Source organism: Streptomyces sp. LZ34, assembly GCF_053890475.1.
The window spans coordinates 10,798,786-10,824,947 of the sequence record NZ_CM132680.1 but is presented as its reverse complement, the minus strand read 5'-3'; the positions used below and the strand labels follow the sequence as shown (position 1 = coordinate 10,824,947).

The window sequence follows — 26,162 nt, the reverse complement described above, 5'->3', positions numbered from 1 at the left end:
CCTGCCCCCGCACGCCCATCAAGGAGCGCCATGCAAGCTGTGACCCCCGCTGTCCTGCGACGATCACCCAAGGACGGCTCGGCGACGTTCGCCCCGTACGGCACCCACGTGCCCCCGCTCGACACGTACGACTACGTCGAGGAGGAGTGGATCGCCTCCGGCGAGGAGGACGGCCACCCCTACGCGACGACGCTGCTGGTTCGGCGGCCCCGTGACGGCGCCCGCTTCAGCGGCACCGTGATCGCCGAGCCGTTGCACGTCCACGGGATCGCGCCGATCTGGATCTACACCGCCCCCTACATCATGCGTTCGGGCCACGCCTGGGTGGAGATCACCGCGCAGAAGACGACGCTCGACCTGCACGTGCAGCCGTCCAACCCGGAGCGCTACGAGGCCCTGCGCATCGAGGGGCCCGACACCGCGGACTTCGACGCGAACCCGAACTTCGGCAGGCCCGAGCTCGCCCAGGTGTTCTGGTCGGAGCTGGAACGCCGGAACCGGGCGGCCGGCACGATCCTCGCCCAGGCCGGCGCCGCGCTCCGCTCACCCCAAGGGCCGTTCGCGGGATGGCACGTCGCCCACGTCATCCTCGCCGGCCACTCGCAGACCGGCAGCGTGACCACGTACTACATCCGCGACACCCACGACGTTCAGCGTCTCGGCGACGGTTCACCGGTCTACGACGGCTTCTTCCCGTCGGGCTTCCCCTTCGAGGCCTTCCACGACGTCGGCGTGCCGGTGGTGCAGGTCATGAGCGACGGCGACGTCTCCCGCCCCGACTACTCGCTCAGCCCCGGCTACGGAGGCCGCCGGTACCGTCGCGACGACAGCGACAAGCCCGGCGACCAGTTCCGCCTCTACGAGCTGGCCGCGGTCCCGCACATGGGCACTCGGCACGCGCCCTACGACGACGTGTCCCTGTGGCAGGCGACGTTCCCGGACGAGCCCGACGCCACTTTCGGCCCGCGGATGAGCAGCCTGCCGCACTTCGAGCTGTTCAGTGTGGGCCTGCATCACCTGGTCGAGTGGGTGGCCAACGGCACCGTGCCACCCCGCGCCGAGCGCATAGAGGTGGGCCCGGACGGCTACTTCGCCACGGACGCGCACGGCAACAGCCGGGGCGGGGTCCGCTGTGTGCAGCTGGACGTCCCGCACTCCGCGTACCGGCCCAACCCGACGAACCCGGACGGCACTCCGAGCTATCTGACGGTCGGCAGCGAAGAGCCGTTCGACCCGCGGAAGCTGCGGCAGCTGTACCAGGACTCGTCCGACTACGTCGAGCGCTTCAACCGCCGGCTGGACGAACTCGTCGCCGAGGGCTGGCTCCTCGCGGAGGACGCCGACGCCATGCGGCGCGAGGCGGAGAAGGTCGAGATCCCGTAGCGGAAGCGGGTACGACTGCGGCGGGAACCGGCGTGGTGCCGGTTCCCGCCGCAGTCGTACCGATCAAGGCGTGGATGAGGTCTGCTGATGAGAGGTGAGCACGTCCGTGAGCGGCGACCTGGCTGTTCAGCGGGAGGCTCACTACCCACGCATCGTGGTACCGCCGTCGACACACATCACCTGCCCCGTGATCCACTCCGACAGGTCGGACAGCAGGAACGCCACCGTGGCACCGATGTCGTCGGGCCTGCCGTGACGCGGTGCGGGCGTCGTCGTGAGGATCATGTCGCGGAACTCCTCCGGCAGGTTCAGCCTGGTCGCCTCCGTCATCACCAAGCCCGGCGCGACACCGTTGGCACGCACTCCGGCCTTGCCGTACTTGCGGGCGACATGCCGGGTCAGCGCCCCCACCCCGGCCTTCGTGACCGAGTACGCGACCTTGTCCGCCATACCGGCGTAGACGGCACCGGACATCGTGTTCACCACGGATCCGCCGCCGCCCGCGATCATGTGGGGCAGGGCGTGCTTGAGGGTCAGCAGATAGCCCGTCAGGTTGACGTCGAGCGTGCGCTGCCAAGCCGCCAGGTCGATGTCCACCACATGGGTGTCCTTGGCGACCTCCTCCGGATGGATGTTGGCGGCCACGTTGAACAGTCCGTCGATCCGCCCGCACTCCTTCATCGCCCGGTCGATCTGGCTCCTGACCTGGTCCTCGTCCGAGATGTCGACGACCATGGCGACGCCGTCTCCCCCGCCGTCCCGGGCGGCTTGGAGCGTGGCCTCCGCGGAGGCCTCGACAACGTCGCTCACCACGATCCTGGCACCGCCGGAGCCCAGGAACCTCGCTGTCGCGGTGGCGAGCCCACCTGCGCCCGCGAAGACGACGACCTTGTCCTTGATGCCTTCCATCGGTGTTCCTTCCTGGTGTGCCCTGCCACGACCCAAGAAACGTACATGGGTGTACGGATAATCGCCAGTAGTCTGCGGGGCATGCCAGAGGACGCCCAGCGCACCAAGCGACGCGACGCCGCCCGCAACCGGGAACGGCTGCTGGAAGCCGCCCGCCGGACATTCGCCGAGTCCGGCCCCGATGTCGCCCTGGAGGAGATCGCCCGCGCCGCGGATGTCAGCCGGACGACGCTGTACCGCAACTTCGCCACGCGCGAGGAACTCGCGGCGACGGTCTTCGAGGACAACGTCACACGCATCGAGCAGCACGCCATCGAACTCGGCGAGCGCCCGGACGGCATCGTGCGCCTCCTCGACTTCGTCCTCGACATGCAGCGCGACAACCGCAGCCTCGCCCGCGCCCTGTCCGGCGCGGACCTCGACTGGCTGACCGGCCTGTCCACCCGCACGGTGGCCGCGTTCCAGCCGCACCTCGAACGCGGCCGCCGGGCCGGACTCGTCCACCCGGCCGTCGAAGTCCAGGACGTGATGCTGGCCTTCCCCATGGCGGCCGGCGTGATGGCGGACAACGACGATGCCCACCGCGGCCGGATGGACCACCGCGTCCGCGCCATGCTGCATCGAGCCCTTTTCACCGACCGGGCGCGACTCAACTGACGAGGCACATGAGCGCATCCACTGCCGAGTGGTCTTGGCGGGCCGCACCCTGTGCCGCTCGAATAGTCATCGCTGCATGTCATGCTGCATATCTGTACTCGTTGATGAGGCCGCCGAGGAGCCGGGTGCGCAGGACTTTGCCGGCGCTGAGGCCATGCGCCGCGGCGGGTTGTTCGTGGGCGTCGGGTGGTAGCTGGTTGCGGGCCTGGTGGGGTCGGTGTTCGTTGTAGTGCCGCTCCTAGGCCGCGAGGACGTGGTCGAGGGCTTCGCGTCGGATGCTGCCGATGATGCGTTCGCAGTGCGCGTTCATGCGGGGAGCCTGTGGCGCACTTTCGAGGATCTCCATCTCCTCGGCCTGGAAGACGGCGTCGAATGCCTCGCCGTACTCGCCATCGCGGTCGCGCAGCAAGAAGCGCAGGGACTCGATGCGTATGCCCAGGTCGGCAGTGAGATTCCGCGCCTGCTGCACCGCCCAGTCCCGGGTCGGGCGGGCTGTGACCCCGGTGATGTGCAGCCGCCGGGTGCCGTGCTCGACGATCACCAGCGCGTACAACCGCCTGCCGAGTGCGGTGTCGATGTGAAAGAAGTCTGCCGCGATGATGCCCTCGGCTTGCGCGGTCAGGAACTCGCGCCAGGTGGGGCCTGCGCGACGTGGCGCGGGGTCGATGCCGGCCGCGTTGAGGATCTCCCACACCGTCGAGGCGGCGATCCGATGCCCGAGTCGGGCCAGCTCCCCTTGGATCCGCCGGTGCCCCCACGTCGGATTCTCCCTCGCCAGCCGCACGACGAGCTTCTTGATCGCTGCCGGGGTGGGTGGGCGACCGGTGCCCCGGCGCGCGGTGTAGTCCCATTTCGCGGCGATGAACCTGCGATGCCAGGCAAGCAGGGTGCCGGGGGTGACAGGGAAGACCTCGCGCCAGTGGCGCCGGGGTATCAGCCCGGACAGGGCGGCGAACCAGAACCGGTCGGCAGGCTCATAGCGGACCGATCCGGCCAACTAGCGGCGACGCAGGACCGCGTTCTCGTGCCGCAGCACCAGCAGTTCCGCGTCCTTCGCTGTCCCGCGACGTAGGAGCACCGATGGAACAGTGAGCAGCTTTCGGGTCACCTTGTACAGCAAGGGCACGATCACGGAGGACATGATCCCAGCGGACTGACCGCACCCCGCTCACCTGCGGCGATGACTTTTCGAGCGGCACAGGCTGTCTCGCTACGGCGCTACAGAGCCCGATAGGGCGCTCACGCCCTGGGAGTGCCCCGTCTGCCGGCGGACGCCAAGGGGCATTACCTCGTCTTGACGCGGCAGGCACCTTGCGACCGGGACACCCGAGCACCGGCTGCCTGCGGAAACACGCCGACCGAGGCCCTCAGCCCACAGCTTCCCCCCTGTCGCATGGGGAGCACGAGATCGTGCTCCCACCCCGAAAGGGAGTCGAGAGCCGACAAGGGGTTCTTATGCCTCTCGATGCAGAGAGCATCCGAATCGATGGGGTGACCCCGGGGGCTTGCGGTTGACGACGGCGCACAGGGGCTCGGTACGGCGCGGTAGGTCTACCTGATCGGGTGACGGACGAATCGGGCACCGTTGACACGTCTGCGAGTTGGGAGCACGAGGGCTCCCAGAGGGCTCCCACTTGCTCCCAGCCCGGACATGGTCAAGGCCGCCTCCGCTACCCACGGAAACGGCCTCCGACCTGCGATGATGCTGGTCGGGACGACAGGATTTGAACCTGCGACCCCTTGACCCCCAGCCCAGTGACCACTCTCTATAACCATCCGTACCACTCTGTAGTGGTCCGTTCAGAGACCTACACCAGTACATGAAGCCCAAGAAGTATGCACCCCGCACACTACGCGCCAGTCGGCGTCAGTCGGGCGACGTACCCCTCCTTCGAGTGACCACGGTCCGGCGACTTTGGCCGCGCGGGCCGAGCGCACCGACACCTCCTTCCCCGATCCATGGGATGCAGACGCAGGACACCCCGGCCGAGGCCAAGCAGCTCCTGCACACCGAGGATGACACCGAGACCGTGGCGAAGGCGGTGGACATCGCGGTCGGCGCGATCTACCAGCGCCGCGCAGCCCGGCAGCGGCTGAGCGAGCTCGCCGGCGAAGGCGGTGCCTTCGGCGAGGCCCGTCCCGCGTGAGCGCGTCCCAATACCTGATCGACACCAGCGCCTGCAACCGCCTGTTCCGCACCCCCGCCGTGGAACGACACTGGGCCACCGTCCTGGACGAGGGCCGGGCGAGCGTGTACGAGATCACCGAACTCGAACTGGTCCGCGCCGTCGGCGGCCGCGAGGAACGAACCCTCTTGGAACGCTACCTCCACGACGCTTTCGGCTGGACCCCGTACCCGACCGTGCGCTGACCCGGGCCCGGCAGGTGCAGGACCTCCTCGTCACCTCGAGCTGGCACCAGGGACCGGGAGCAGTCGACCTGATGACCGCCGCCACCGCCGAACTGTCCGGGCTGACACTGCTGTACTACGACGCGGACTTCGAAACCATCGCCAAGGTGACCGGACAGCCCCACCAGTGGATCGCCCCACGCGGCAGCGTCGACTGACAAGGACAACGGCCACCATGAACCCCACCACACACCCGGCCGAACGCCCCAACGCGACACCGCCCGAGGAAACCACCACCCACACCTGGGGAACCTTCCTCAAAGAGGCCCGACGCAGCCGGGGCATGAGCCAGCGGGAACTGGCCCGCGCACTGGGCGTCAGCCAGGCTCGCATCGCCCAGATCGAAAACGGAGCCAGCACCCCGCAGATCGACACCATGGCCGCCTACATCACCGCCCTCGGCGGCGCACTGACCCTGCGAGCCGACTTCCACGACCACGCCACCCAGACCACATGGCCCCAACCACACACCACGGAAAGCTGACACCCGCTCAGGCTTGCGGGCGCCGGTCATCCGGACTGACCCGCTGGTTCGTATGTGCCGGACCTCAGAACAACGGGTCCTTCTGAGGCAGCATGCCGGTCGTGGTGATACGGCTGATCCGCCTGCCGGCCCCGGTATCGAAACGATGGTGCTGCCGTACCCGAACTTGAGTGTCGTCTTCCGCCCGGCCCGGCGGATGGCCGCGGGAACAGCGGTCACGTTCGACGGCGCGCCTGCCCGATGACGGGCCGGCCACTCCATATACGAGGGCAACCCACTGGACAGACGACACCTGGTCCGCCGAGTCGATCCCGTCTGGGCCCCGACGCGCCCAAGGCAAACGGCGCTGGGCTGGCGTCGGCGACCTTCCGGCCCCTTGCGCCGGGCCCGTGAACGCCCAGATGGTGCCATCGACGGCGGAAGCGGGGGTGGCAGCCTGTTCCGTATTCTGGCGGCATGCGCATGCGTCCCACTTTGAGCTGGACCCCTACCGAGGACCTGCCGCCGGGCAGCACGGATCTGGAACCGGTCGCCAAAGCGCTGAGCACCGGCGGTGTGCTGGTACTCAGCGGGGCCGGCATCTCCACGGAGTCGGGCATCCCCGACTACCGGGGCGAGGGCGGGAGCCTGAACCGGCATACCCCGATGACCTACCAGGACTTCATAGCCGACGCCCAGGCCCGGCGCAGGTACTGGGCTCGCAGCCACCTCGGCTGGCGCACCTTCGGCCGCGCCCGCCCCAACCCCGGGCACCGGGCCGTGGCCGCGTTTGCTCGGCATGGCCTGCTCTCAGGTCTGATCACCCAGAATGTCGACGGCCTTCACCAGGCTGCCGGCAACGAGAGCGTCGTGGAACTTCACGGAAGCCTGGACCGGGTCGTCTGCCTTTCCTGCGGCGCCCTCGGCCCGCGCCGCGAACTCGCCCGACGATTGGAGGAGGCCAATGAGGGCTTCGAGCCGGTGGCCGCCGGAATCAACCCGGACGGTGACGCCGACCTCACCGACGAACAGGTCGGGGACTTCCGCGTGGTGCCCTGTACGGTCTGCGGCGGCATTCTCAAACCGGACGTGGTGTTCTTTGGCGAAGCCGTTCCACCACGGCGGGTCGAGCACTGCCGCAAGCTGGTCCGCGAGGCGACCTCGCTGCTGGTCCTGGGATCCTCACTGACGGTGATGTCCGGGCTCCGGTTCGTCCGCCAAGCGGCCCAGGCCGGGAAGCCGGTGCTGATCGTCAACCTGGACCCGACCCGGGGCGACCGGCACGCCGTCACCCGGGTCGCGCTCCCGCTGGGAACGGCCCTCACCGCCGTGGCCAGCCGACTGGGCATCCCAGAGTCGGCACAGGCCTGACGCGGAGCAGGCGTGACGGAGCCGGGAGCGGGGGACCATCCCTATCCGACTGTCGGTACAGATCGCGGGAGGCCCCTTACGGGCTGCGCCCCGCCGCCCCTGCCGACTGGCCAGAACACCAGCCCTCACCGTTCGGGTTCGCCCCGACCAGCGGCGATTCCGCTCGGTCGCGTACACCCGGCGCGTCTCCGCCTCGGCTTCCTCGGTCCCGCTCAGCATCGCCAGGGCACACCGCCGGTACTCCGACGCCGCCTGCTGCACCGCCTGGAGCGCGGCGCCGATCGAGCCGATCGATGCCGCGATCCCTGCTCGGTCCAGATGCTTGGCCAGCGCGAACGATGTGTACTGCGACCCCGCGTCCGAGTGATGTATCAACTCGCCCTGAGTGTAGGGGAGTCCATCCCGGTCGCGCTGCCACAGCGCCATCTCCAGGGCGTCCAGGACGAGCCTGGTCTCCTTGGTGGTAGCGGCGGACCAGCCGACGATGCGCCGGGAGAAGGTGTCCACGACGAAGGCGATGTAGACGACCCCGTTCCAGGTGGCGACATGCATGAAGTCGGCGACCCAGCAGCGGTTGGGGGCACTGGCGACGAGGTCGCGGTCCAGGAGGTCCGGGGCCCGCTCGGCGGCCGGATCGATGATCGTCGTGATCACCTTCCTGCCTCGGACGGCGCCGGTGATGCCGAGTTCGCGCATGAGGCGCTCGACGGTGCAGCGGGCCACGGCGTGTTCCTGCCGGTTCAGCTCGCGCCAGATCTTCCGGGCTCCGTAGACGCGGTAGTTGGACGTGTAGACCTCCTGGATCCGCTCTTTGAGTTCCTCATCGCGCACGGAACGGGCGGACGGAGTTTCAAGGTGTTTCTTGCGGGCGTAGTACCTGGAAGGGGCGATCTTGCAGCCGTGCTGGGTGAGGGTTCTGCAGATCGGCTCGACGCCGCCGAAGCGGTCCCGGTGCTCGTCGATGAACGCTACGAGCGCGTGTGTGGCCGGTCGAGCTCGGCCGCGAAGAAACTCGCCGCGGACTTCAGGATCTCGTTGGCCCGCTTGAGTTCGGCGTTCTCCTTCTTCAACGCCTTGAGCTGGGCGGACTCCTCCGTCGTCGTCCCCGGACGCCGGCCCGCGTCGATCTCGTGCTGCTTCACTCAGTTCCGCAGCGTCTCGCGGGAGCCGATGCCGAGCTTCTCTGCCACCGCCTGCAAGGCGGCCGTCTCGTTCGGGTAGTCGTCGCTCACCTCGGCGACCATGCGCACCGCACGGCGACGGAGCTCAAGCGGGTAACGGGAAGGTCGTGCCATGACTCGATCCTTTCATGAAATCGAGTCTCCATTCGATCCGGGGCGGTTCATACCTGGCCTTGACGAGCATGTTCACGCTGATACGGCTTCTGCCCATGCGTGATCGCGACAAAGACAGTCTCGCCTTTGAGCGGTGGGTACAGACCTGCAGACGCGAGCTCCTGGACCGGGCCTTGATCTGGAACCAGCGCCACCTCCTCCACGCCCTGCACAAGTACGAGCGGTTCTACAACACCCACCGACCGCACCAGGGCATCGCCAACGCTCGACCGCTGCACCCACTGCCCCCAACAATTGACGACCCGGACAAGTTAACCCGCCTCGACATACGCCGCCGCGACCACCTCGGCGGCATCCTCCACGAATACCAAGATGCAGCATGACCTGCACGGATGAGGTGTTCGGCAGGGACAGTCACTTGTGGCGGACGCCGGCGTTCTCCATGACCCGCTTGGCGCCGCGGGGCCAGTTGCCGTCGCTGACGACGACAGTGCCGGAAACCGTGTTGCCGCGCTCCCCGTCGCGCAGGCTGATGGAGCCGTTGCTCGTCCAGTTGTCCGTCACCGTGAGCGCGCCCGTGTTGTTGGTGGAGTTGGAGTTCTCATGGTTCCAGTCGCCGGTGTTGCGGAAGACGTTGTTGCTGTCGGTATAGCTACGTGATCCTTCGTCGTGGTAGATGCCGTAGTGGCCGTTGTTGTCGGCGCAGTAGTTCCGGTCGATGAGGGTGCCCGGCGCGGCGGAGAGGGTGTAGATGCAGGCGCCGTCGTCCATCTGCTGCATCACGCTGTGCAGATGGTTGCCGGTGATCCTGAGGTTCTTCAACGTGGTGGGGGTGGTGTATACGGGCTGGAAGTCGTACAGCCCGCGGTTGAGGTAGTCCTGGCTGCCCCCGGGGTCGTTGGTGCCCCAGCCGTAGCCGATCGCGATGCCGGTGTAGAGCATGTCGTAGATCTCGTTATGGGAGACCGTGGCGTTGGTGGCGTAGGTGACGAGCACGGCCGTCATGTCGCGGTAGTCCAGCGCGAGGTCGTGCATCACGTTGTTGCTGATGGTGATGTTCCGGTTGGTCATGCGGCTGTCGCTGGGGTGATGGGCGTCGGCCTGGACACCGCCGACCACGACACCGCCGCCCGCGTCCTGGGTGAAGACGTTGCCGGTCACGCTGATGGTGTCGGTACCGAGCCCGACTCCCGTGGCGTGTGCGTTGGCGTCGTTGCCGATGCCGAGGGCCACCTGGCCGAGCTGGGTGAACCGGTTGCGGGTGAAGCTGATGTGGGAGGCGGCCGACACCTGGACGGCGGCCGGCATCTGGTGCCAGTGGGGACGGGTCGCCTCGAAGAGCCGGCAGCCGAACTGGCAGGAGTTCAGCGCGTCCGACGGACGCTCCCAGTCACCGTGGACGAACGCGCCGGTCTGCTGGTTGGCGTACCCCTGGCCGGTGGACGGCTGCAGCCAGCTGGTGTGCGAGAACTGCAGGCCGGAGAAGGCGATACGGGTCGCCGGGGCACGGTAGGTGCCGCCGACGGAGAGGAGCGACTCCAGCCTCGGCATCTCCACATCGGCGGTGGACATGTCCTGGCCCGGGAGGGGCTTGTAGTACAGGGTCCCGGTACGGGTGTTCAGGTACCACTCGCCCGCCGAGTCGAGGAACTCATACGCGTTCTCGATGTACAGCGGCCCCTTCCGGAAAGGGTTGGTGATGGTGTCGTATCCGAAGGTGTTGTTGTTCCAGGCCGGCTGCTCCATGGTGATGACGCCGTCGCTGATGCCCGCCACCGGGGAGTACCGGTTGGTGAAGGAGCCGAGGGCATCGATCTCCGTACGGCCGGGATCGGCCAGGCTGTTGAGGTACTTCAGCGCGCCGCCGGTGAAGGTGTAGCCGTTCGCGTCGGCGGTCAGGTCGGCGCGGTCCAGTTGGGTACGGGCGCGGGTGGCCTGGACTCCGTCGACGTACAGCTGCCGGATATCGAAACCGGTGCCGACCTTGGCCTTCCAGATATTCTTCGCGGGGTCCTGCGGTGTCCAGCCGGTGGCCTTCCGCGCCCCCGATATGACGGGGCGGGCACCAGGCGCGGCCTTCCAGGTGACGGTGTGCCCGTTGGTGCCGGAGTCGGCCCGGGTGAAGGTCAGCGGCGCGGAGAGCCGGTAGGGACCGCCTGCGAGTTGGACGACGATATCGGCCCTCATATGCGAGTTGTGGGCCCGCACTTTCGCCTTGGCCTGCCCGATCGAACAGGGGTGGGCCGCTGAGCAGGCGGTGCCGTGGCCGCCCGGTGAGACGTGGACGGTCGCCGCCCGCGCCGCGAAGGCGGGCGTTGCCTGGCCCAGCACCGTCGCGGTCACCGTGGCGAGGGCCACGGCCACTGTCAGGCAGGCTCTGCTCACCCGGTCCTGTGGTGAGGGGAATGAACGTGTGAACCGCACGTGGCACCTTCCCGAAGGTGTGGAGCCGGACTTCTCGTGGTCCGGCTGGGTGGCTGCGGAGCAGTGGCGAAAACGAAGCGGCGGTTACATTAGTCGTCATACGAATAGCGGCAATAGATACCGAACAGTAACTTCTCGTATCCCCGTGCCGTGCAGCCCGGGGATACGAGAAGTGGCGCCCGGTTACTCCGCCGACCGGCGGCCGGCCGGTGAACGGCGGCGCTGCCAGGCGTCTTCGATGTGCGACGTCATGGCCTGCGCGGCCCCCTTGGGATCCCGGGCGAGCAGGCGCTCCATCAGATGCCGGTGCTCTGCGTTGGCCAGTTCACAGGCACGGGTGTCGGGTGCGCCGCTGTACAGAGAGGTGGTCCGGGCCTGGGTGTGGACGCTGCGGACGATGGAGCTCGCGAGCCGGTTCCGCGACGCCTCCATGATCCGGCCGTGGAAGACGAGATCCGTCTCGATGAAGCGATACGGGGCCGCGGTCTCCGCGTCCAACCGCACGAGCAGCTCTTCGATGGCACGGAGATCGTCCTCCGTCGCCAGGACGGCCGCCTGGGCGGCCATCTGGGACTCCAGCGCCGATCTCACGCCGACGAGCTGGTCGAGAACCACGAGTTGGTCGTCGTGCTGGAAGGTGGCGGCCAGCACGACGGGGTCCAGAAGGTTCCAGTCTTCCTGCGGTGTGACCGTGGTTCCGGAACCCTGTCTGGCGCGGACCAGCCCTTTGGCCTCCAGGGCCTTGACCGCCTCACGGATGGTGGTGCGGCTGACCCCGAAGGTTTCGCACAGCTCGGGCTCGATGGGCAGCGCCGAGCCGGGAGGGAAGTGGCCCGCCACGATCCGGTCGGCGAGTGCCTCGACAACGGCGTACGCCAGCCGGGCGGGCCGCCTGAGCCAGGGCCGCATCGGGGGCGGACCCCCACCGCTGTCCGTGCCCGTCTCCGTCATGGCGACCGCCCCCTCCGCTCCGATGCGTGTCCGCATTCTAGCCCTCAACGGCTTGACGATATTCGTATGACGACTTATGTTTCCCGAGGTATTTTCAGCTTCTCTGTGAGGTGGGACACCGTGCGCATCACCGATGTCGCGAGCTATCCGATCCGTGTCCCCGCCGCCGACCCGCCGTTCGTCTGGCGGCACGGCCTGAGGGGCAGCCCGCCGGAAGGTGAGGCCGCCGTGCTGCACATCCGCACCGACCAAGGGGTCGACGGTGTGGCGATGAGCCCGCGGCGCGGCTCCGGCCTCATGCTGGCGGACCTGCTGGACCGGGTGCTGCGCGAGGAGTTGCTGGGTCAGGATCCGCTGCGGCGCGAATGGCTCTGGCACCGGCTGTGGGAACTGGATCGCACCGAGGAACTGCCGCTGTACCTCCTCGGCCTCGTCGACACGGCACTGTGGGATCTGGCGGGGCGCCTCGCGGGCCGGCCCACCTGGGAGGTTCTGGGCGGCTACCGCACCTCCATCCCCGCGTACGCCTCCACTGTCACCTACTCCTCCGTCGCGGAGTACCTGGACATCGCCGACCAGGCGCTGGAGCTCGGCTACCCGGCCATCAAGCTGCACGCCTGGGGCGACGCGCGACGCGACGCCAAGCTGTCCGTGGCGCTGCGCGAGCATGTCGGCGACGACATCCCGCTGATGTTCGACGGCTCCGCGGGCTTCGATCTGCCCGACGCCATCCATGTCGGCAACGCTCTGTCCGATGCCGGTTACCTCTGGTACGAGGAACCGATGCGAGAGTTCAGCGTTACCGCGTACCAGCGCCTGGCGGACGCGGTGAGCGTGCCCTTGCTCGTGGCCGAGACCTCCGACGGGGCGCATATGAACTCCGCCGACTTCATCCAGGCGGGCGCCGCCACCTTTGGTGTCCGCGCCTCCACCCAGCTGCGGGGCGGCTTCACCGGCGCCATGCGCACCGCCCACCTCGCCGACGCCTTCCGGCTGCGCGCCGAGGTACACGGACCCGAAATCCCCAATCGGCACCTGTGTATGGCCATCTCCAACACCACGTACTACGAGTCCCTGGTGATAGGGAACCCCATCAGCCGTGAGAGCGGCATCGACGCCGATGGCATCGTCCACGCCCCCACCGGCCACGGCGTCGCGCTGCCCGCCGGACTCGAGTACCCGGCCGTCCTCCAACCGTACGTCGACGCGGAGACGGCCACCCCGCCCAAGGCATGACCCCCAAGGCATGACCATCGGGCGTCCCCGCCCGCGTCCTTCATCCCGCACGATCGTCCCGCATCCCAGCGCAAAACGAGGTCAGCCATGAACAACGGTGTTCGGTACTCCTCTCGTCCACGTGTCACAGGCGCCATCGCGGCTGTCGGTGTCGTGTGTCTGCTCTCGCTGGCCGGGTGCGCCAGTGCGGATCCCACCCCCTCGGCGAACGAGCCAGCCGCGAAGTTCTCCCCCGTGACCCAGAAGGCGGGCAGCGAGATCACGGTATGGGCGGACGCCACCCGCGTGCCGGGCGTGAAGGCTTATCAGAAGGCCCATCCGGACGTGAAGATGAAGATCGTCACGTACAGCGGCGACGCCAACGGAGCCAACGACCTGCAGACCAAGGTGCAGCTCTTCGACCGGACCGGCAGCGGCTGGCCCGACGTCGCCTTCAGCGCGAACGTCAACGACGCCACCTGGGCCTCCCAGGGCAGGGCGCCCTACGCCGCCCCCGTCAACCGGGACATCATCCCGAAGACCACCCTCAGCGGCTTCGCCGACGGCGCCCTGGGCCCATGCGTCTTCAACGGCGATACCTACTGTGTCCGCAACGACCTGGCCCAGAACGTCCTTTGGTACGACAAGAAGCTGATGGACACCTTCGGGTACACCGTCCCGACCACCTGGGAGGAGTACCAGGCCCTCGGGGAGAAGGTCGCCAAGGAGCACCCGGGCTATCTCGTCGGCACCGCCGGTGATTCCTACGCCCCGGAGGTGTACTTCTGGGCGAGCCGGTGTCCCGCGAGCACCGTCACCGGCCGCAAGAAGGTCACCGTGAACCTCAAAGACCCCAAGTGCATCCGGATGGCCAAGCTGCTCGACGGCCTGATCGCCAAGGGGTCGGTCTCCAAGGACACCGTCTTCAGCGCCGGCTTCGTCAAGAACAAGGCCGACAAGGTTCTCATGCTCCCGGGCCCGTCCTGGTACGGCCAGGTGCTGTTCCACTCGACCTTCAAGACCCCCAAGGGCCGGATAGCGGCGGCCGCTCCCCTGAAGTTCGACGGCGACACCACGAACTACACCGGCAATGTCGGCGGTGGCCTGTGGTTCATCTCCTCCCACAGCAAGAACCTCAAGGCGGCTTCCGACCTGGTGACCTGGATGACCACCTCCAACGACTACCAGGCCACCGCCGGCACCTATCCCGCCTACAAGAAGGCCGCCACCGCCTGGCTCGCCAACCAGGCCAGGACCGGCTACTTCGCCGGTGATATCGGCGGCACCTTCCAACGGGCCGCCGAGCGGGTGTGGCCGGGCTGGTCCGCCACCCAGTACAGCAACGAGGCGATCTACGCCTCCACCGTCGTCCCCGCTCTCAACTCGGGGAAACCGCTCACCGATACGCTCGGTGACTGGCAGACCGCCATCACCGACAAGGCCAAGTCCCTCGGCTACACGGTCGAGCGGTGATGTGAACCGATGACCGTCATCTCCGCCACCCGACCGAAGCGGAGCGACCGCAGCGCCCGCAACCCGCTCGGCCGCGCCGGATACTTCTTCGTCTCCGGCTACGTCCTCCTGCTGCTCGCCTTCGGTGTCCTGCCCACCGCCTACGCCATCTGGCTGGCCCTGTCCAACTCCCGCGGTCAGTACGTCGGACTCGGCAACTTCACCCGCACCTTCGCCGACTACCGCTTCGGCCCGGCCTTCGCTCACATCGGGCTGTACCTGCTGATCTGGCTCGTCGTGCTGATGGTCCTGGTCGTGCTGCTCTCCTTGATGCTGCACGGCCGGATGCGCCGAACCGCCTCCGCCCTGCGGTTCCTCTTCTATCTGCCGGGGGCGCTCGCCGGGGTGGCGAGTGTGCTGCTGTGGCTCATCCTGCTCGACCCGGCCTCCAGCCCGGTCGGATGGCTGCTTGACACCCTCGGCTGGCACACCCTCGCCCAGGTCATCTCCCCCAGCCATCTACCAGTGCTCTTCACCGTCATCGCCTTCTGGACCGGGGCCGGAGGCTGGATCGTGATCATGTACGGGGCGCTCAACAACATCCCCGACGAAATCCTGGAGGCGGCCCGGATCGACGGCGCGAGCACCCTGCAGATCGCGCTGCGCATCCAGATCCCGATGCTCACCAAGTGGATCGCCTACATGCTGATCCTCGCCTTCGCGGCGGGCACCCAACTGTTCGTCGAACCTCAGTTGGTCTCCACCGCCAGCTGGGGCGTGATCCCCGACAGCTGGTCCCCCAATCAGCTCTCCTACCAGTACGCCTTCCAGGCGGGCGACTTCAACGGCGCCGCAACGCTCTCGGTCGACCTGCTCCTCCTCGGGCTCGGCTGCGCGGCACTCGTCGTCTTCCGTGCCGGGCTGTTCGACCGGGACTGAAAGGCCGCCATGACGCTCACCTCCTCCGCCCACCGGGCCCGGCCCACGGCCGCCGAGCCCCACACAGGCTCCGGCCGTCCCACCAAACCGCGGCGGATCCGCCCGAAGAGCCTGGCCGCCCGCACCACATGGCTCATCATCCTCGGCCTCTTCCTGCTGTTCTTCGTGCTGCCGGTGATCTGGCTGCTGCTCGCCCCGGCCAAGAGCGACGGGCAGATCCTCCGCGGCGACCCGTTCTCCTTCGGATCCCTGGACCGGCTCGCCCACACCTGGCACAACCTGTACAGCTTCCAGGACGGGGCCATCCTCGGCTGGCTGAGGAACTCCGCCCTGTACACCTTCGGCGCGCTGCTCATCACCCTCGTCACCGGCATCCCCGCCGGATACGGCCTGGCACTCACCCGGTTCATCGGCCGCCGACTGCTGCTGACCATCACGCTGCTCGTGATGCTGATGCCCTCGGCCGCGCTGGTTCTGCCGTTGTATCTCGAGCTCAACGCCGTCCATCTGGACGGCACGATCTGGTCGGTCATCCTGCCTTTCTCGTTCTTCCCGTTCGGTGTCTACCTCACCTACATCTACTTCTCCTCCAACCTCCCGGCCGACCTGCTGGCCGCCGCGCGGATGGACGGCTGCTCGGAGTGGCAGGTCTTCCGGCTCGTCGCCCTGCCGTTGGCCAAACCGGTCATCGCACTGGTCGGGTTCTTCAACTTCGTCGGCAACTGGAACAACTTCTTCCTGCCGTTCGTGATGCTGCCGGACAGTTCGCAATACCCGGCCCAGGTAGGGCTGAACAACCTGCTCACCTCCTCGTCGGTCTTCAACACCTCTGCCGGCCTCGGAACCCAGATCATGCGCCCGGAACTCGCCCTGGCCGCCCTCGTCACGATCCTGCCCGTGCTCCTGGTGTTCCTCTTCTCCCAGCGAGCCCTGGTCTCCGGCATGCTGGCCGGCGCCACCAAGGAGTGAAACCTGCGCCGTGTCGCCTCGACCATCCCCTTGCGAGCGGCGAAGCGGTCAGGTCGGCCAACTGACCCAGCCAGAGACGGAAGTACCACGATGTTCGTGACCAGCTACCACGTCGATGGCGACGCGGTCGTCGTCCTCACCGACACCGGGCGGCTGAGGATTCAGGTCCTGGGCCCCGAGATCATGCGAGTAGTGCAGACCCGGCGGGGCCGTTTCGGCACTGCCGAGAGCCTCATGATCCTCCCGGCACCTGCCACCGCCCCGGACGTGGCCGAAGTCGACGGCGGACTCCTCATGTCGACTCCCGCACTGCAGCTCAGGATCGACGCCCTCAGCGGCGCGTTCACCTGGGCGGACAGTTCGGGCCGGCTGCTGGTGCGCGAGCCGCACGACGGAGCAGAGACGAAAACGCTCGAAGAGATCGATGTCCACCGCCCCCTCCTCGCCGCGGACGCGCACACAACGAACGTGCGCGGAGCCGACGGACTGAAGGCGGTGACCGACTCCGTGCCGCGCGTCGTGGACCGTACGGCGTACTCGACCACGCTGCGCCTGGAACTCTCCGAGGGGGAGGCGATCTACGGCCTGGGCCAGCACGAGGAAGGCATCCTCAACTACCGTGGGCACCGGCAGTACCTGTATCAGCAGAACATGAAGGTGGCCGCCCCGGTCATCGTGTCCACCGCCGGCTACGGAATGCTGTGGGACAGCTATGCGTTCGCCTCATTCTCCGACGGCCAGGACGGAACCCGTTTCTGGACCGAGACCGACGATGAGTTGGACTATTACTTCATCCTCGGCCCGGAGATCGATGAGATCGTCAGGCGCATCCGGACGCTGACAGGCCAGGTGCCGCTATTGCCCCGGTGGGCGCTCGGCTACTTTCAGTCCAAGGAGCACTACGCCTCCCAAGAAGAACTTGTCGAGATCGCCCGCGAACACCGGCGGCGGGGAATCCCCCTCGACTGCGTCGTGCAGGACTGGAAAAGCTGGACCGGAGAACTGTGGGGGCAGAAGAGCTTCGACCCGGTCCGCTACCCCGACCCGGGCCGACTCTGCGCCGACCTCCATGCCCTGAACACGCGCCTGATGGTCTCCGTGTGGCCCAACATGCACAATGACGGACCCGACCAGGTCGAGATGCGGGAACAGGGACACCTGCTCGGCAACGACGCCACCTATGACGCCTTCAGCGCGGATGCCAGGAAGCTCTACTGGAAGCAGGCCGACGAGGGGTATTTCCGGTTCGGGGTCGATGCCTGGTGGGCCGACTGCACCGAGCCGTTCGAAGGAGACTGGAACGGCACAGCCAAACCCGACGCCGCCACCCGAGCGCGTATCAACACCGACGAGAGCAAGAAGTATCTCGACGCCGAACACCTCAACGCCTATTCGCTGATGCACACACGCACCCTGTACGAGGGCCAGCGCGGGGCCGACCCGCACAAACGACCCGTCGTGCTGACCCGGTCGAGCTATCCGGGCCAGCAGCGCTACGGAGCGGTCACCTGGTCGGGAGACGTGACCGCGACCTGGACCACGCTGCGCGCCCAGATCGCCGACGGGCTCAACTTCTGCATGACGGGCAACCCCCGCTGGTCCTGCGACATCGGCGGGTTCTTCGTCGATCGCAAGGAACAGTGGTTCTGGCGAGGGGACTTCCCCGACGGCTGCGGCGACCTCGGATACCGCGAGCTCTACGTCCGCTGGCTGCAATTCGGCGCGTTCCTACCGATGTTCCGCTCGCACGGCACCGACACCCCGCGCGAACCCTGGCGCTTCGGAGACGTCGGCGACACCACCTATGAAACAATCCTCGCCTTCATCCGCCTGCGCTACCGACTGCTGCCCTACCTCTATACGCTCCAGGGCTGGGAAGCCCACCGTGGCTACACCAGCGTGCGCGCGCTGGCCTTCGACTTCCGCAGCGATCCGGCCGTGTACGACATCGACGACCAGTTGATGATCGGGCCCGCGCTGATGATCTGCCCGGTGACCGAACCCATGTACTACGGCCCAGGCTCCACGCCGATCATCGAGGCCACACGGACCCGGCAAGTCTACCTTCCCGCCGGGTGCGACTGGTACGACTTCTGGACGGGCGAGCGGCATACCGGGGGCCGGACCATCGATGCCGCGGCCCCGCTCGAGCACATGCCCATCTTCGTTCGGGCCGGCTCGATCCTTCCGCTCGGACCCGTAGTTCCCCACGCCGAGGAGGTAGTCGACCCTCCGCTGGAGGTCCGCATCTACCCGGGCACCGACGGCCGGTTCGACCTTTACGACGATGCTGGTGACGGATTCGGCTACGAGCAAGGTGAGTTCACGTACACATCGCTGCGCTGGTCCGACACCGCGGCGCGGTTCCTCGTCGAGCCCACCGGCGCAGGTGCCGGAATATCCGCACACCGGGACTTCCGGCCCATCGTGGTGGGCACGCGCGGCGGCCTCGGCTTGGGCGAGCCTCAAACGGACGGCCCCGCTGTTCACTACGGAGGCCAGCCGGTAAGTCACCAACTCAAGTGAGTGACACTCTCTGGTCCGCCTGATGAAATCCGGCCCGCTGAGGTTGATCCCCGGGAGTGGACACCGGGTTTCATGCGGCGAGTCAGAGCGTAGGTGATGTGATCAGCCGCTGTTCGAACTCGTTCGATGTGAGGTAGCCGAGGGCGGAGTGCCGTCGGCGCCGGTTGTATTAGGCGAGCCGGCGGAATAGCTCAAGCCGCGTCTGTGCCTTCGAAGTCCAGCGCCGGCCGTGGAGCAACTCCCGCTTGAGGCCCTGGAAGAACGACTCGGCCAGGGCACTGTCGTAGATACGATCAACCAGCCGATCACGCGGCGCGAGCAGATGTCGATGACCGTGGCGGGATACAGCCAGGTGGAGCCGACGGCTATGTAGGTGGTGTCGCCGCACCACCTGGTGTTCAGCGCGTCCGCGCTGAAGTCGCGCATCAGCAGGTCCGGGGCGGCGGGCGCGGTCTTGTCCGCGATCGTGGTGCGTTTCTTGCGCCGCAGGTGCCGGCCGGTGATGTGGTTGACGCGCATCAACCGGGCCACACGCTTGCGGTTGATCTTCCCCCCGCGCGACCAGAGTTCGGCATGCACGCGCGGGGCGCCGTAGGCGCCGTCGTGTTCGGCATGAATGGCGCGGATCTCCGCGACCTCCCGCTCCTCGGCCGCCTGGCGCTCGGCGCGAGCTGGTGCGGTGGCCTGGTGGCGGTAGAAGCCGGAGCGGGACACTTCGAGTACCCGGCACAGCCGCTTGACGCCGAAGTCGGCGCGGTTGTCGGAGATGAAGTCTCAGCGGCAGGGGCTCATTTCAGCTCCCGAGCGAAATAGGCCGCTGCCCGGCGCAGGATCTCGCGCTCCAACTGCCATTCCTTCTCGGCCTTCAGCGGGCGGGCGTTCTCGGCCCGCAGCCGGGCCAGTTCCTCGGCCGGACTCTGGCCGGCCCCGACCTCGCGGCGCTCGGACGGGTGCTGGACGGTGTCCTTGCGGACCCACGTACGCAGCGTCTCCCCGGTAATCCCGAGCTCCGCGGCCACCGCCGCGTACGTGCGCTTACCACCGGCGGCTCGGTACAACGCGACGGCGTCCTTCCGAAACTCCTCCGGGTACAGAGACTGGCGTCCCACCTCGACATCCCTTCCTGGACCATCAAGATCCATTGTCAGGGTGTCCACTCCAAAGGGTCAGCCTCACGCGCCCACCTTCAGCCCCAGCACGAGCAGCTCGCCGTGCAGGCGCCGGTAGCCCCAGCTCGAGTTCTCCTTCGCCAGGCGCAGCACCAGGGTGCGGATGGCGCACGGTGCGCGGTCGTCCCGGGCGTTTGGGCCGGCAGGAGGCGGCATGGCGGCGTTTGACGAAGTTGCGGTGCCAACGCAGTACCGTGTCGGGGCGAACGAGTAGCCGCAACTGTCGCAGGACGTGCAGTGGCAGCCGGTGAAGCAGCGCGAACGCGTGTGTCACACCCAGGTAAGCCAGTCGCAGCAGCACGATCGATCATCATGACGCGCGGATCACCCACTACGCGAGAGCGCCGACTCGAGTGACCGCGACCGACGACCGTGAGGCCTGGTGCGGGCCCCCGACCAGGGCGGATGACATTCTCGGCAAGCGCAGATCGAGCACGCCACCCGCCGCGTGCGGATCCTCGGCCCAACCGCACACCCCACCGCGGCCTGGGTCACCCAGGCTGCCCGGAATATGGCCATGGACCTCCAAGACGCAGGCATGAGGGCAAAGTTCTTGATCCGGGACCGTGACGTTCGCTACCCGGCATCCTTCGACGCCGTCCTGCAAGCCGAGGGCATCAAGGTCATCCAGACCGGCGTCCGGATGCCGCGCATGAACGCGATCATGGAACGCTGGGTGCGGTCATGCCGAACCGAACTCTACGACCGCACCCTCATCTGGAACCGGACCCATCTCCTCCATGCGCTGAGCGAGTACGAGGCGTTCTACAACGAGCACAGGCCTCACCGCACTCTCGCGGGCGCCGCACCGCTCCACCCACTGCCCGAACCGATTACCGACCCCGACCAGCTCGCCCATCTCCACATCCATCGACGCGACCGCCTCAGCGGCATCCTGCACGAGTACCGACATGTCGCGTGACCAGCACGGACGAGGTTCTTGGCACCTACAACGTCCCCGTGTCCTTCCGAACCTGCTCGACGTCCCGGCATAACGTGTCGCCCCGCGAATTGAGCCATACGCCGCGGCGCGGGGGTAAAGACCTTCACGGGTGGCAATACTCGTACGGCGGATGGTAACTGAGTCGCGGCACAGGCTGAGGGGGGAGGCGACCGCGGCATGGGCGGCGCCCTGTACCTGGAGCCGCGGATGGGGCCGAGGCTGGGAGCGTTACTAGGATCGGTCCGTCTTCTGCATGACCTCACCGACGCGCTCGGTTCGCCGCTGGGCGTGGTGCTGCCCGAACAGATCGCCGAGAATGTCGAGCGGTTCCGTTCGGTGTACCGCAAGCACCGTCTCGCGGGCCAGATGTTCCTCGCGCACAAGGCGAATCGTTCCAGTGCTCTGCTGCGGCGCCTCGCCACAGGCGAGGCGGGCGTTGACGTGGCGTCGCTGGGCGAATTGCAGCACGCGCTGGGCTGCGGGGTCAGCCCGGCAGTGATCATGGCCACCGGCCCGAAGGACCCGGAGTTCCTGTGGCTGGCCGCCCGCACGGGAGCCACCGTGAGCCTCGATTCGTCAGCCGAGCTCGATCAGCTCGTGGCGCTGGTGCGGGGGCACGGGCTGCCACGGGTTCGGGTGCTGCTGCGGCTGTCGGGGTTCGAGGCGTCGGGGGTCAGGGTGCTGACCCGCCGCAGCCGTTTCGGGTCGCCCATACGGGAGCTGGACGCCACGCTGAAGACAGTCGAACGGCACGGCGACGTCGTGGAGCTGACCGGTATCGCCTATCACCTCGACACCACTTCCCTGGCCGAGAAGGCGGTCGCGCTCGAAGGCTGTCTGATGGCCTTGGAGGAGTGCCGCGGCCGGGGTTTGACGCCCCGGGCCGTCGACATCGGCGGCGGATTCGGCGTCAACTACCTCGCCGACCGTACGCAGTGGGAGCGGTACACGACCGAGCTCGCGAACGCTGTCCTCGGCAGCCGCCCGCCCCTGACGTGGGGCGGGCACGGCTACGGGCTGCGCGAGGTGGGCGGTGCGCTCCGCGGGGCGCTGGGAGTGTATCCGGCGTACCGTCCGGTCGCCGGTGAACGGTACCTCGACGAGCTGCTGTCCCGACCGGCAATCGCCTTCGGCGGCCGTCCGCTGGGCGCGCTGCTCCTGGAGCATCTCTACGACCTCTACACCGAGCCCGGCCGCGCGCTGCTCGATCAGTGCGGACTGACCTTGGCGAAGGTTCTCGAAGTACGGGACTTCGGCGCCGGGCCGCTGTGGGTGCGGCTCGCGGCCACGGCGGGCGACATCGGGCTGGAGGAGCACGGAGTCCTCGTGGATCCCCTCATCCTCCCCCGCGAGCCCGGCACACCCGAGGGCACCGGACCCGTAGCGGTCCATCTCTTCGGCAGTCTGTGCTTGGAGTCCGACCTGATCACGCGGAGGACCGTGTTCCTGCCGCGCCGCCCCGTGCAGGGCGATCTGATGGCCTTCGTGAACACCGCCGGGTACTGCATGGACTTCCACGCCACGCACGCGCAGCGGCAGCCCGTCGCCCGCAAGGTCGCCGCCTGGCAGGACGGCGACGGCGAGTGGCGCTGGTGCCTGGACGAGCAGTACTGGCCGATCACACCTCCTGGGGGACAGCAGTGAGGTACGACAGCGTCACCGAGGCCATCGGGAACACCCCGCTGGTCCGCATCGACCCGGCCGTGCACGGTCTGCGCCATATCGATCTGTACGCCAAGCTGGAGCTGTTCAACCCCTTCGGGTCGGTCAAGGACCGGGCCGCGTGGAACATGGCGCGGCCGCATCTGGCCGCCGCCGTGGAGAGCGGGAGCCAGGTGGTGGAGCTCTCCAGCGGCAACACGGCCAAGGCGCTCGCCGTTATCGCGGGCATGCACGGGCTGTCCTTCAAGAGCGTCACCAACCGGATGCGGGTACCGGAGATCAAGGATCTGCTTCTCCTGCTGGGTGCCGAGATCGAGGAGCTGCCGGGGCAGAGCGAATGCCTGGACCCGACCGCGACGGACGATCCACTCACCGTCTTTCACCGTACGCTGGCCGCGTCGGGCAGCGACTATCTGCACACCGACCAGTACTTCAACGCCCGCAACACCGAGGCCCATGTCACCGGCACCGGCCCGGAGATCGTCAAGGATCTGGACGGCAGCGCCCCGGACTGGTTCATCGCCTGCGTGGGCACGGCAGGGTCCTCCACCGGTGTCGCGCGCGTCCTGCGCGAGCACGATCCACGGGTGCGGGTCGTCGGCCTCGTCGCGGCCAAGTCCGACTTCATCCCCGGCATCCGCACCCTCGACGAGGTCCACGAGGTCGGCCTGTTCGACCCGGACACCTATGACACCATCGAGTCCGTCGGCGCGGACGAGGCGATCGACGGGCTGCTGACCCTCAATCGCCGCTGCGGCATCCTGGCCGGGCCCACCGGAGGTGCCGCCTACGTCGGTGCCGTGCGCCACCTGCACGCATACGACGAGGAGCCGGTGGAGCCGGGCGGCCGCAGAACGGCGGTGTTCATCGTCTGCGACCGGGTGGAGAGCTATCTGAGCTACGTCCGACAGCGGCGACCCGAGCTGCTGGGCCGACCGCGCCGGACGCACTCCGCCGCCGATCTGTCCGAGGCCGAGGTGCGCGCCGCCCCGGCCATCTCGGTCCCGGACGCCCGGTCGTGGATCGACCGGGAGGGGCCGCTGGTGGTCGACCTGCGCAGCCCGTACGCGTACGCCGCGCTGCACATCGACGGGTCCATCAACATCGTCGACGAGCTGTTCGAGGAGCTGGTGCACGGCGGGCTGCCGTTCAGCCGGAGTCGACCGGTGCTGCTGGCGTGCCCGGTGGGCGAGAAGTCCGCGCGGTACGCGGCGTTGCTGACCCGCATGGGCCACCCCGATGTGCGCAGCCTCGCCGGCGGCATCATCGCCTGGCGCGACGCCGGTGCACCGCTCGTACGGGACTGACGTGACCAGCCCGCGGCAGGTGCTGGAGGACTTACAGGGGTGGCAGCGCCGGCTGCGCGCCCAGTTCCCCATCATCATGGGCAACCCGGACCTGGTCTACCTGGACAGCGCGGCCACCGCGCAGAAGCCGCAAGCGGTGCTCGACGCCGCCTGGACCTATCTCACCACCACCAACGCCAACGCCGGGCGCGCCACCTACCCCTGGGCCAACCGGACCACGGCGCTGGTCGAGAAGGCCCGGGACCGGATCAAGGAATTTCTGCACGACCCGGCCCCCGAGCGGTCGTCCACCCACCTCACCAGCGGCACGACCGAAGGTCTGCGCACCATCGCCCACGACTGGCTCCCGGCGCACCTCGCCGACGGGGACGAGATCGTCGTACCCGTCGCGGACCATCAGGCCAACATCTCCCCCTGGCTGGAGGCTCAGCGGCTGCTGGCCGACCGCGGCGTACGCGTCCATGTCGTCGAGATGCCGTACCAGAGAAGTTCCGGCGACTACGACCATCGCGCGCTGGCCACACTCGCCGGGCCCCGGACCCGGTTCGTCGCCGTCACGCACGTCCACCACGTCTACGGCGCGGACATGAACGTCCACCGCGTCCGCCAGGCCGTCGGCCCGGCGGCGGTCATCTGCCTGGACGCCGCCCAGAGCATCGGCCATCTGCCGGTCTCCGTGGCCGACCTGGATGTGGACTTCATCGCCTTCTCCGGGCACAAGGCCCTGGCCCTGCCGGGGTCGGGGGCAGTGTGGGCGCGTCAGGCGCGCGGTCCCGCGTTCCGGCCCGGCGGCTGGAGCGGCACCCCGAACACCGTCGGCATCGTCTCCCTGACGGCGGCGCTCGACTGGCTGGACGCGGCGGGCCTCGACCGGATCGAGCGCTGGACCATGGCCCTGGCGGCCCGGCTCACCGACGGGCTGCGGCAGTTGGACGCGTACGAGGTGCTGGGCTGCCGGGCCAGCCTCGCCGCGGACTCGGCCGTGCAGCGACGCCAGGGCATCGTCGCCTTCCGGCACCGTGAGATCACCTCCGGTGACCTAGGGTTCATCCTCTTCAGCCACGGCTTCATGGTCCGCTCCGACAGCCACTGCCAGGGCAGCGCGGGCGAGAAGAGCGGGTCCGTGCGGGTGAGCCCGCACATCCACAACACCGCCGAGGAGATCGACCGGCTGCTCGAGGTATTGCGCACCCTTCAGTGAAAAGGGTGAAACCCCCGGCGAGATGTGAATGGAAACCGTTTCCACCTGTAAGTTCGGGCCCGACCCGGTGGACGGGTGCGGAAACGGCAGAGGTGGTACGACCCGATGGGGCTGAGCATGGCCGCGGCCGAGCGATGGGTACGGCGCTGGGACCGCCAGCAGCAGCGCTATGCCGTCGACCGCGAAGAACGGTTCACCGTGATCGCCGACGTCGTGCAGCAGGTCACGGCCCGCCAGCGGCGTCCGCTGATCGCCGACCTCGGTTGCGGCCCCGGGTCACTCACCGCGTGGCTGGCCCAGCGGATGCCGGGCGCGGAGATCGTCGCGGTGGACATGGACCCGCTGCTGCTGGGGCTCGCGCGTACCCTCCACGCCGACGCGGCCCGCTACATCGAAACGGTCATCGGCGAGCCCGGGTGGACCGACGCGCTGGGCCTGAACCGCCCGCTGGACGCCGCCGTCTCCACGACAGCGCTGCACTGCCTCGGCGAGGACTCGCTGCGGCGGACCTACCACCAGATCGCGGCCCTACTGCGCCCCGGCGGCGTCCTCGTCAACGCCGACCACTTCCCCCCGGAGGACACCCAGCCGACACAGATCACCACCCATGTCGGAATCCGGCGGTCCGAGCGGCTGCGCGCGTTCGCCCACGAGGACTGGGAGTCCTGGTGGGCGTCCACGGCCAAGGATCCGGAACTGGCCGGCCTGCTCGCCGAGCGCCGGCGGACACAGCGGGAGGCACATCAGGCGGTCAAGAGCGTCGGTCACAACGGTCTGAGCCTGTCCCGGCACACCGCGCTGCTGCGCCAGGCGGGGTTCGCGCAGGCCGGCCCGGTCTGGCAGTTCGGGAACGGCCACGTCCTCGTCGCCGTCCGGTAGCCCATGACGCGCCAGGGTCCACACCCTTCACTGCCGA

Annotated in this window: 21 protein-coding genes and 5 pseudogenes; 18 read left to right on the top strand and 8 right to left on the bottom strand. The window is 68.1% G+C overall.

All coding sequences use genetic code 11. The features are described from left to right. The first annotated feature begins 30 nt into the window (after window positions 1-30). Entirely contained in the window at window positions 31-1,383 is a 1,353-nt protein-coding gene (locus tag ACWY4P_RS46465; RefSeq protein WP_456206846.1) for an alpha/beta hydrolase domain-containing protein, read from the top strand. A gap of 141 nt (window positions 1,384-1,524) precedes the next feature. Here the strand turns inward: ACWY4P_RS46465 and ACWY4P_RS46460 are convergent, their stop codons facing one another. After that, complete coding sequence (locus ACWY4P_RS46460) at window positions 1,525-2,292, bottom strand: SDR family NAD(P)-dependent oxidoreductase (protein WP_456206845.1); 768 nt, start codon at window positions 2,290-2,292, stop codon at window positions 1,525-1,527. Between the two features lie 81 nt (window positions 2,293-2,373). On the opposite strand from ACWY4P_RS46460, the gene ACWY4P_RS46455 reads away from it, so the two are divergent. Beyond that, the gene (locus ACWY4P_RS46455; RefSeq protein ID WP_456206844.1) at window positions 2,374-2,949 is read left to right on the top strand and encodes a TetR/AcrR family transcriptional regulator; all 576 of its coding nucleotides are present in this window, start codon (window positions 2,374-2,376) and stop codon (window positions 2,947-2,949) included. 79 nt (window positions 2,950-3,028) lie between these two features. Here the strand turns inward: ACWY4P_RS46455 and ACWY4P_RS46450 are convergent. Together ACWY4P_RS46450 and ACWY4P_RS46445 are read right to left on the bottom strand one after the other, a co-directional pair. Continuing rightward, window positions 3,029-3,946: pseudogene (locus ACWY4P_RS46450) on the bottom strand (integrase core domain-containing protein). Then, window positions 3,947-4,090 (bottom strand): hypothetical protein, encoded by a 144-nt coding sequence (locus ACWY4P_RS46445; protein ID WP_456206843.1) that lies wholly within the window; start codon window positions 4,088-4,090, stop codon window positions 3,947-3,949. Between the two features lie 823 nt (window positions 4,091-4,913). Between ACWY4P_RS46445 and ACWY4P_RS46440 the strand changes: the two genes are divergently transcribed. The 5 genes from ACWY4P_RS46440 (at window position 4,914) to ACWY4P_RS46420 (ending at window position 7,193) form a co-directional block, all read left to right on the top strand. Beyond that, a complete protein-coding gene (locus ACWY4P_RS46440) occupies window positions 4,914-5,096 on the top strand; it encodes a hypothetical protein (protein ID WP_456206842.1) in 183 nt (60 codons plus the stop codon). After that, the gene (locus ACWY4P_RS46435) at window positions 5,093-5,320 is read left to right on the top strand and encodes a hypothetical protein (protein ID WP_456206841.1); all 228 of its coding nucleotides are present in this window, start codon (window positions 5,093-5,095) and stop codon (window positions 5,318-5,320) included. The genes ACWY4P_RS46440 and ACWY4P_RS46435 overlap by 4 nt, the downstream gene beginning before the upstream one ends. Window positions 5,321-5,391: 71 nt before the next feature. Beyond that, window positions 5,392-5,517 carry a hypothetical protein gene (locus ACWY4P_RS46430; protein ID WP_456206840.1) on the top strand — a complete coding sequence of 42 codons (126 nt, stop codon included), beginning with the start codon at window positions 5,392-5,394 and terminating at the stop codon, window positions 5,515-5,517. A gap of 17 nt (window positions 5,518-5,534) precedes the next feature. Beyond that, a complete protein-coding gene (locus ACWY4P_RS46425; protein ID WP_456206839.1) occupies window positions 5,535-5,843 on the top strand; it encodes a helix-turn-helix domain-containing protein in 309 nt (102 codons plus the stop codon). A 456-nt stretch (window positions 5,844-6,299) separates the two neighbouring features. After that, on the top strand, window positions 6,300-7,193 hold the full coding sequence (locus ACWY4P_RS46420; protein ID WP_456206838.1) for an NAD-dependent protein deacetylase: 894 nt from the start codon (window positions 6,300-6,302) through the stop codon (window positions 7,191-7,193). A gap of 336 nt (window positions 7,194-7,529) precedes the next feature. Here the strand turns inward: ACWY4P_RS46420 and ACWY4P_RS46415 are convergent. Beyond that, window positions 7,530-8,488, bottom strand: a pseudogene (locus tag ACWY4P_RS46415) (IS3 family transposase); the annotation flags it as partial. Window positions 8,489-8,556: 68 nt separating this feature from the next. On the opposite strand from ACWY4P_RS46415, the gene ACWY4P_RS46410 reads away from it, so the two are divergent. Beyond that, on the top strand, window positions 8,557-8,871 hold the full coding sequence (locus tag ACWY4P_RS46410; protein WP_456206837.1) for an integrase core domain-containing protein: 315 nt from the start codon (window positions 8,557-8,559) through the stop codon (window positions 8,869-8,871). Between the two features lie 31 nt (window positions 8,872-8,902). Here ACWY4P_RS46410 and ACWY4P_RS46405 read toward each other — a convergent pair whose 3' ends face one another. Beyond that, window positions 8,903-10,873, bottom strand: coding sequence for a right-handed parallel beta-helix repeat-containing protein (locus ACWY4P_RS46405; RefSeq protein WP_456206836.1), 1,971 nt, complete (start codon window positions 10,871-10,873; stop codon window positions 8,903-8,905). 222 nt (window positions 10,874-11,095) lie between these two features. Next, window positions 11,096-11,899, bottom strand: a complete 804-nt coding sequence (locus ACWY4P_RS46400) for a FadR/GntR family transcriptional regulator (RefSeq protein ID WP_456206835.1) — start codon at window positions 11,897-11,899, stop codon at window positions 11,096-11,098. 84 nt (window positions 11,900-11,983) lie between these two features. Here ACWY4P_RS46400 and ACWY4P_RS46395 point away from each other — a divergent pair, with 84 nt between their 5' ends. The 5 genes from ACWY4P_RS46395 (at window position 11,984) to ACWY4P_RS46375 (ending at window position 18,964) form a co-directional block, all read left to right on the top strand. Next, window positions 11,984-13,099: an enolase C-terminal domain-like protein gene (locus ACWY4P_RS46395; RefSeq protein WP_456206834.1), complete on the top strand. Its 1,116-nt coding sequence runs from the start codon at window positions 11,984-11,986 to the stop codon at window positions 13,097-13,099. An 87-nt stretch (window positions 13,100-13,186) separates the two neighbouring features. Next, window positions 13,187-14,551, top strand: coding sequence for an ABC transporter substrate-binding protein (locus tag ACWY4P_RS46390; RefSeq protein ID WP_456206833.1), 1,365 nt, complete (start codon window positions 13,187-13,189; stop codon window positions 14,549-14,551). 9 nt (window positions 14,552-14,560) lie between these two features. After that, on the top strand, window positions 14,561-15,469 hold the full coding sequence (locus ACWY4P_RS46385; protein WP_456206832.1) for a carbohydrate ABC transporter permease: 909 nt from the start codon (window positions 14,561-14,563) through the stop codon (window positions 15,467-15,469). A gap of 9 nt (window positions 15,470-15,478) precedes the next feature. Next, window positions 15,479-16,438: a carbohydrate ABC transporter permease gene (locus ACWY4P_RS46380; protein WP_456206831.1), complete on the top strand. Its 960-nt coding sequence runs from the start codon at window positions 15,479-15,481 to the stop codon at window positions 16,436-16,438. Window positions 16,439-16,534: 96 nt separating this feature from the next. Continuing rightward, entirely contained in the window at window positions 16,535-18,964 is a 2,430-nt protein-coding gene (locus ACWY4P_RS46375) for a TIM-barrel domain-containing protein (protein WP_456206830.1), read from the top strand. 82 nt (window positions 18,965-19,046) lie between these two features. Here ACWY4P_RS46375 and ACWY4P_RS46370 read toward each other — a convergent pair. Continuing rightward, window positions 19,047-20,073, bottom strand: a pseudogene (locus ACWY4P_RS46370) (IS3 family transposase). 66 nt (window positions 20,074-20,139) lie between these two features. After that, window positions 20,140-20,434, bottom strand: a pseudogene (locus tag ACWY4P_RS46365) (helix-turn-helix domain-containing protein); the annotation flags it as partial. A 120-nt stretch (window positions 20,435-20,554) separates the two neighbouring features. Between ACWY4P_RS46365 and ACWY4P_RS46360 the strand changes: the two are divergent. From ACWY4P_RS46360 to ACWY4P_RS46340, 5 genes and pseudogenes are all read left to right on the top strand, one after another. Then, window positions 20,555-21,055, top strand: a pseudogene (locus ACWY4P_RS46360) (integrase core domain-containing protein); the annotation flags it as partial. A gap of 198 nt (window positions 21,056-21,253) precedes the next feature. Beyond that, entirely contained in the window at window positions 21,254-22,720 is a 1,467-nt protein-coding gene (locus ACWY4P_RS46355) for a Y4yA family PLP-dependent enzyme (protein WP_456206829.1), read from the top strand. Next, complete coding sequence (locus ACWY4P_RS46350; RefSeq protein ID WP_456206828.1) at window positions 22,717-24,045, top strand: pyridoxal-phosphate dependent enzyme; 1,329 nt, start codon at window positions 22,717-22,719, stop codon at window positions 24,043-24,045. Before ACWY4P_RS46355 ends, ACWY4P_RS46350 begins: the two co-directional genes overlap by 4 nt. Before the next feature lie 76 nt (window positions 24,046-24,121). Beyond that, entirely contained in the window at window positions 24,122-25,246 is a 1,125-nt protein-coding gene (locus tag ACWY4P_RS46345) for an aminotransferase class V-fold PLP-dependent enzyme (RefSeq protein ID WP_456213285.1), read from the top strand. 105 nt (window positions 25,247-25,351) lie between these two features. Further along, a complete protein-coding gene (locus ACWY4P_RS46340; RefSeq protein WP_456206827.1) occupies window positions 25,352-26,125 on the top strand; it encodes a class I SAM-dependent methyltransferase in 774 nt (257 codons plus the stop codon). Window positions 26,126-26,162: the final 37 nt, after the last annotated feature.

Coding starts and splice junctions, on each gene's coding strand:
- ACWY4P_RS46425 (WP_456206839.1), top strand. CDS start 5,535: ATGAACCCCACCACACACCCGGCCGAACGCCCCAACGCGACACCGCCC.
- ACWY4P_RS46380 (WP_456206831.1), top strand. CDS start 15,479: ATGACGCTCACCTCCTCCGCCCACCGGGCCCGGCCCACGGCCGCCGAG.
- ACWY4P_RS46445 (WP_456206843.1), bottom strand. CDS start 4,090: ATGTCCTCCGTGATCGTGCCCTTGCTGTACAAGGTGACCCGAAAGCTG.
- ACWY4P_RS46385 (WP_456206832.1), top strand. CDS start 14,561: ATGACCGTCATCTCCGCCACCCGACCGAAGCGGAGCGACCGCAGCGCC.
- ACWY4P_RS46400 (WP_456206835.1), bottom strand. CDS start 11,899: ATGCGGACACGCATCGGAGCGGAGGGGGCGGTCGCCATGACGGAGACG.
- ACWY4P_RS46455 (WP_456206844.1), top strand. CDS start 2,374: ATGCCAGAGGACGCCCAGCGCACCAAGCGACGCGACGCCGCCCGCAAC.
- ACWY4P_RS46410 (WP_456206837.1), top strand. CDS start 8,557: ATGTTCACGCTGATACGGCTTCTGCCCATGCGTGATCGCGACAAAGAC.
- ACWY4P_RS46465 (WP_456206846.1), top strand. CDS start 31: ATGCAAGCTGTGACCCCCGCTGTCCTGCGACGATCACCCAAGGACGGC.
- ACWY4P_RS46420 (WP_456206838.1), top strand. CDS start 6,300: ATGCGCATGCGTCCCACTTTGAGCTGGACCCCTACCGAGGACCTGCCG.
- ACWY4P_RS46430 (WP_456206840.1), top strand. CDS start 5,392: ATGACCGCCGCCACCGCCGAACTGTCCGGGCTGACACTGCTGTACTAC.
- ACWY4P_RS46340 (WP_456206827.1), top strand. CDS start 25,352: ATGGGGCTGAGCATGGCCGCGGCCGAGCGATGGGTACGGCGCTGGGAC.
- ACWY4P_RS46355 (WP_456206829.1), top strand. CDS start 21,254: ATGGGCGGCGCCCTGTACCTGGAGCCGCGGATGGGGCCGAGGCTGGGA.
- ACWY4P_RS46390 (WP_456206833.1), top strand. CDS start 13,187: ATGAACAACGGTGTTCGGTACTCCTCTCGTCCACGTGTCACAGGCGCC.
- ACWY4P_RS46345 (WP_456213285.1), top strand. CDS start 24,122: ATGGGCAACCCGGACCTGGTCTACCTGGACAGCGCGGCCACCGCGCAG.
- ACWY4P_RS46440 (WP_456206842.1), top strand. CDS start 4,914: ATGCAGACGCAGGACACCCCGGCCGAGGCCAAGCAGCTCCTGCACACC.
- ACWY4P_RS46460 (WP_456206845.1), bottom strand. CDS start 2,292: ATGGAAGGCATCAAGGACAAGGTCGTCGTCTTCGCGGGCGCAGGTGGG.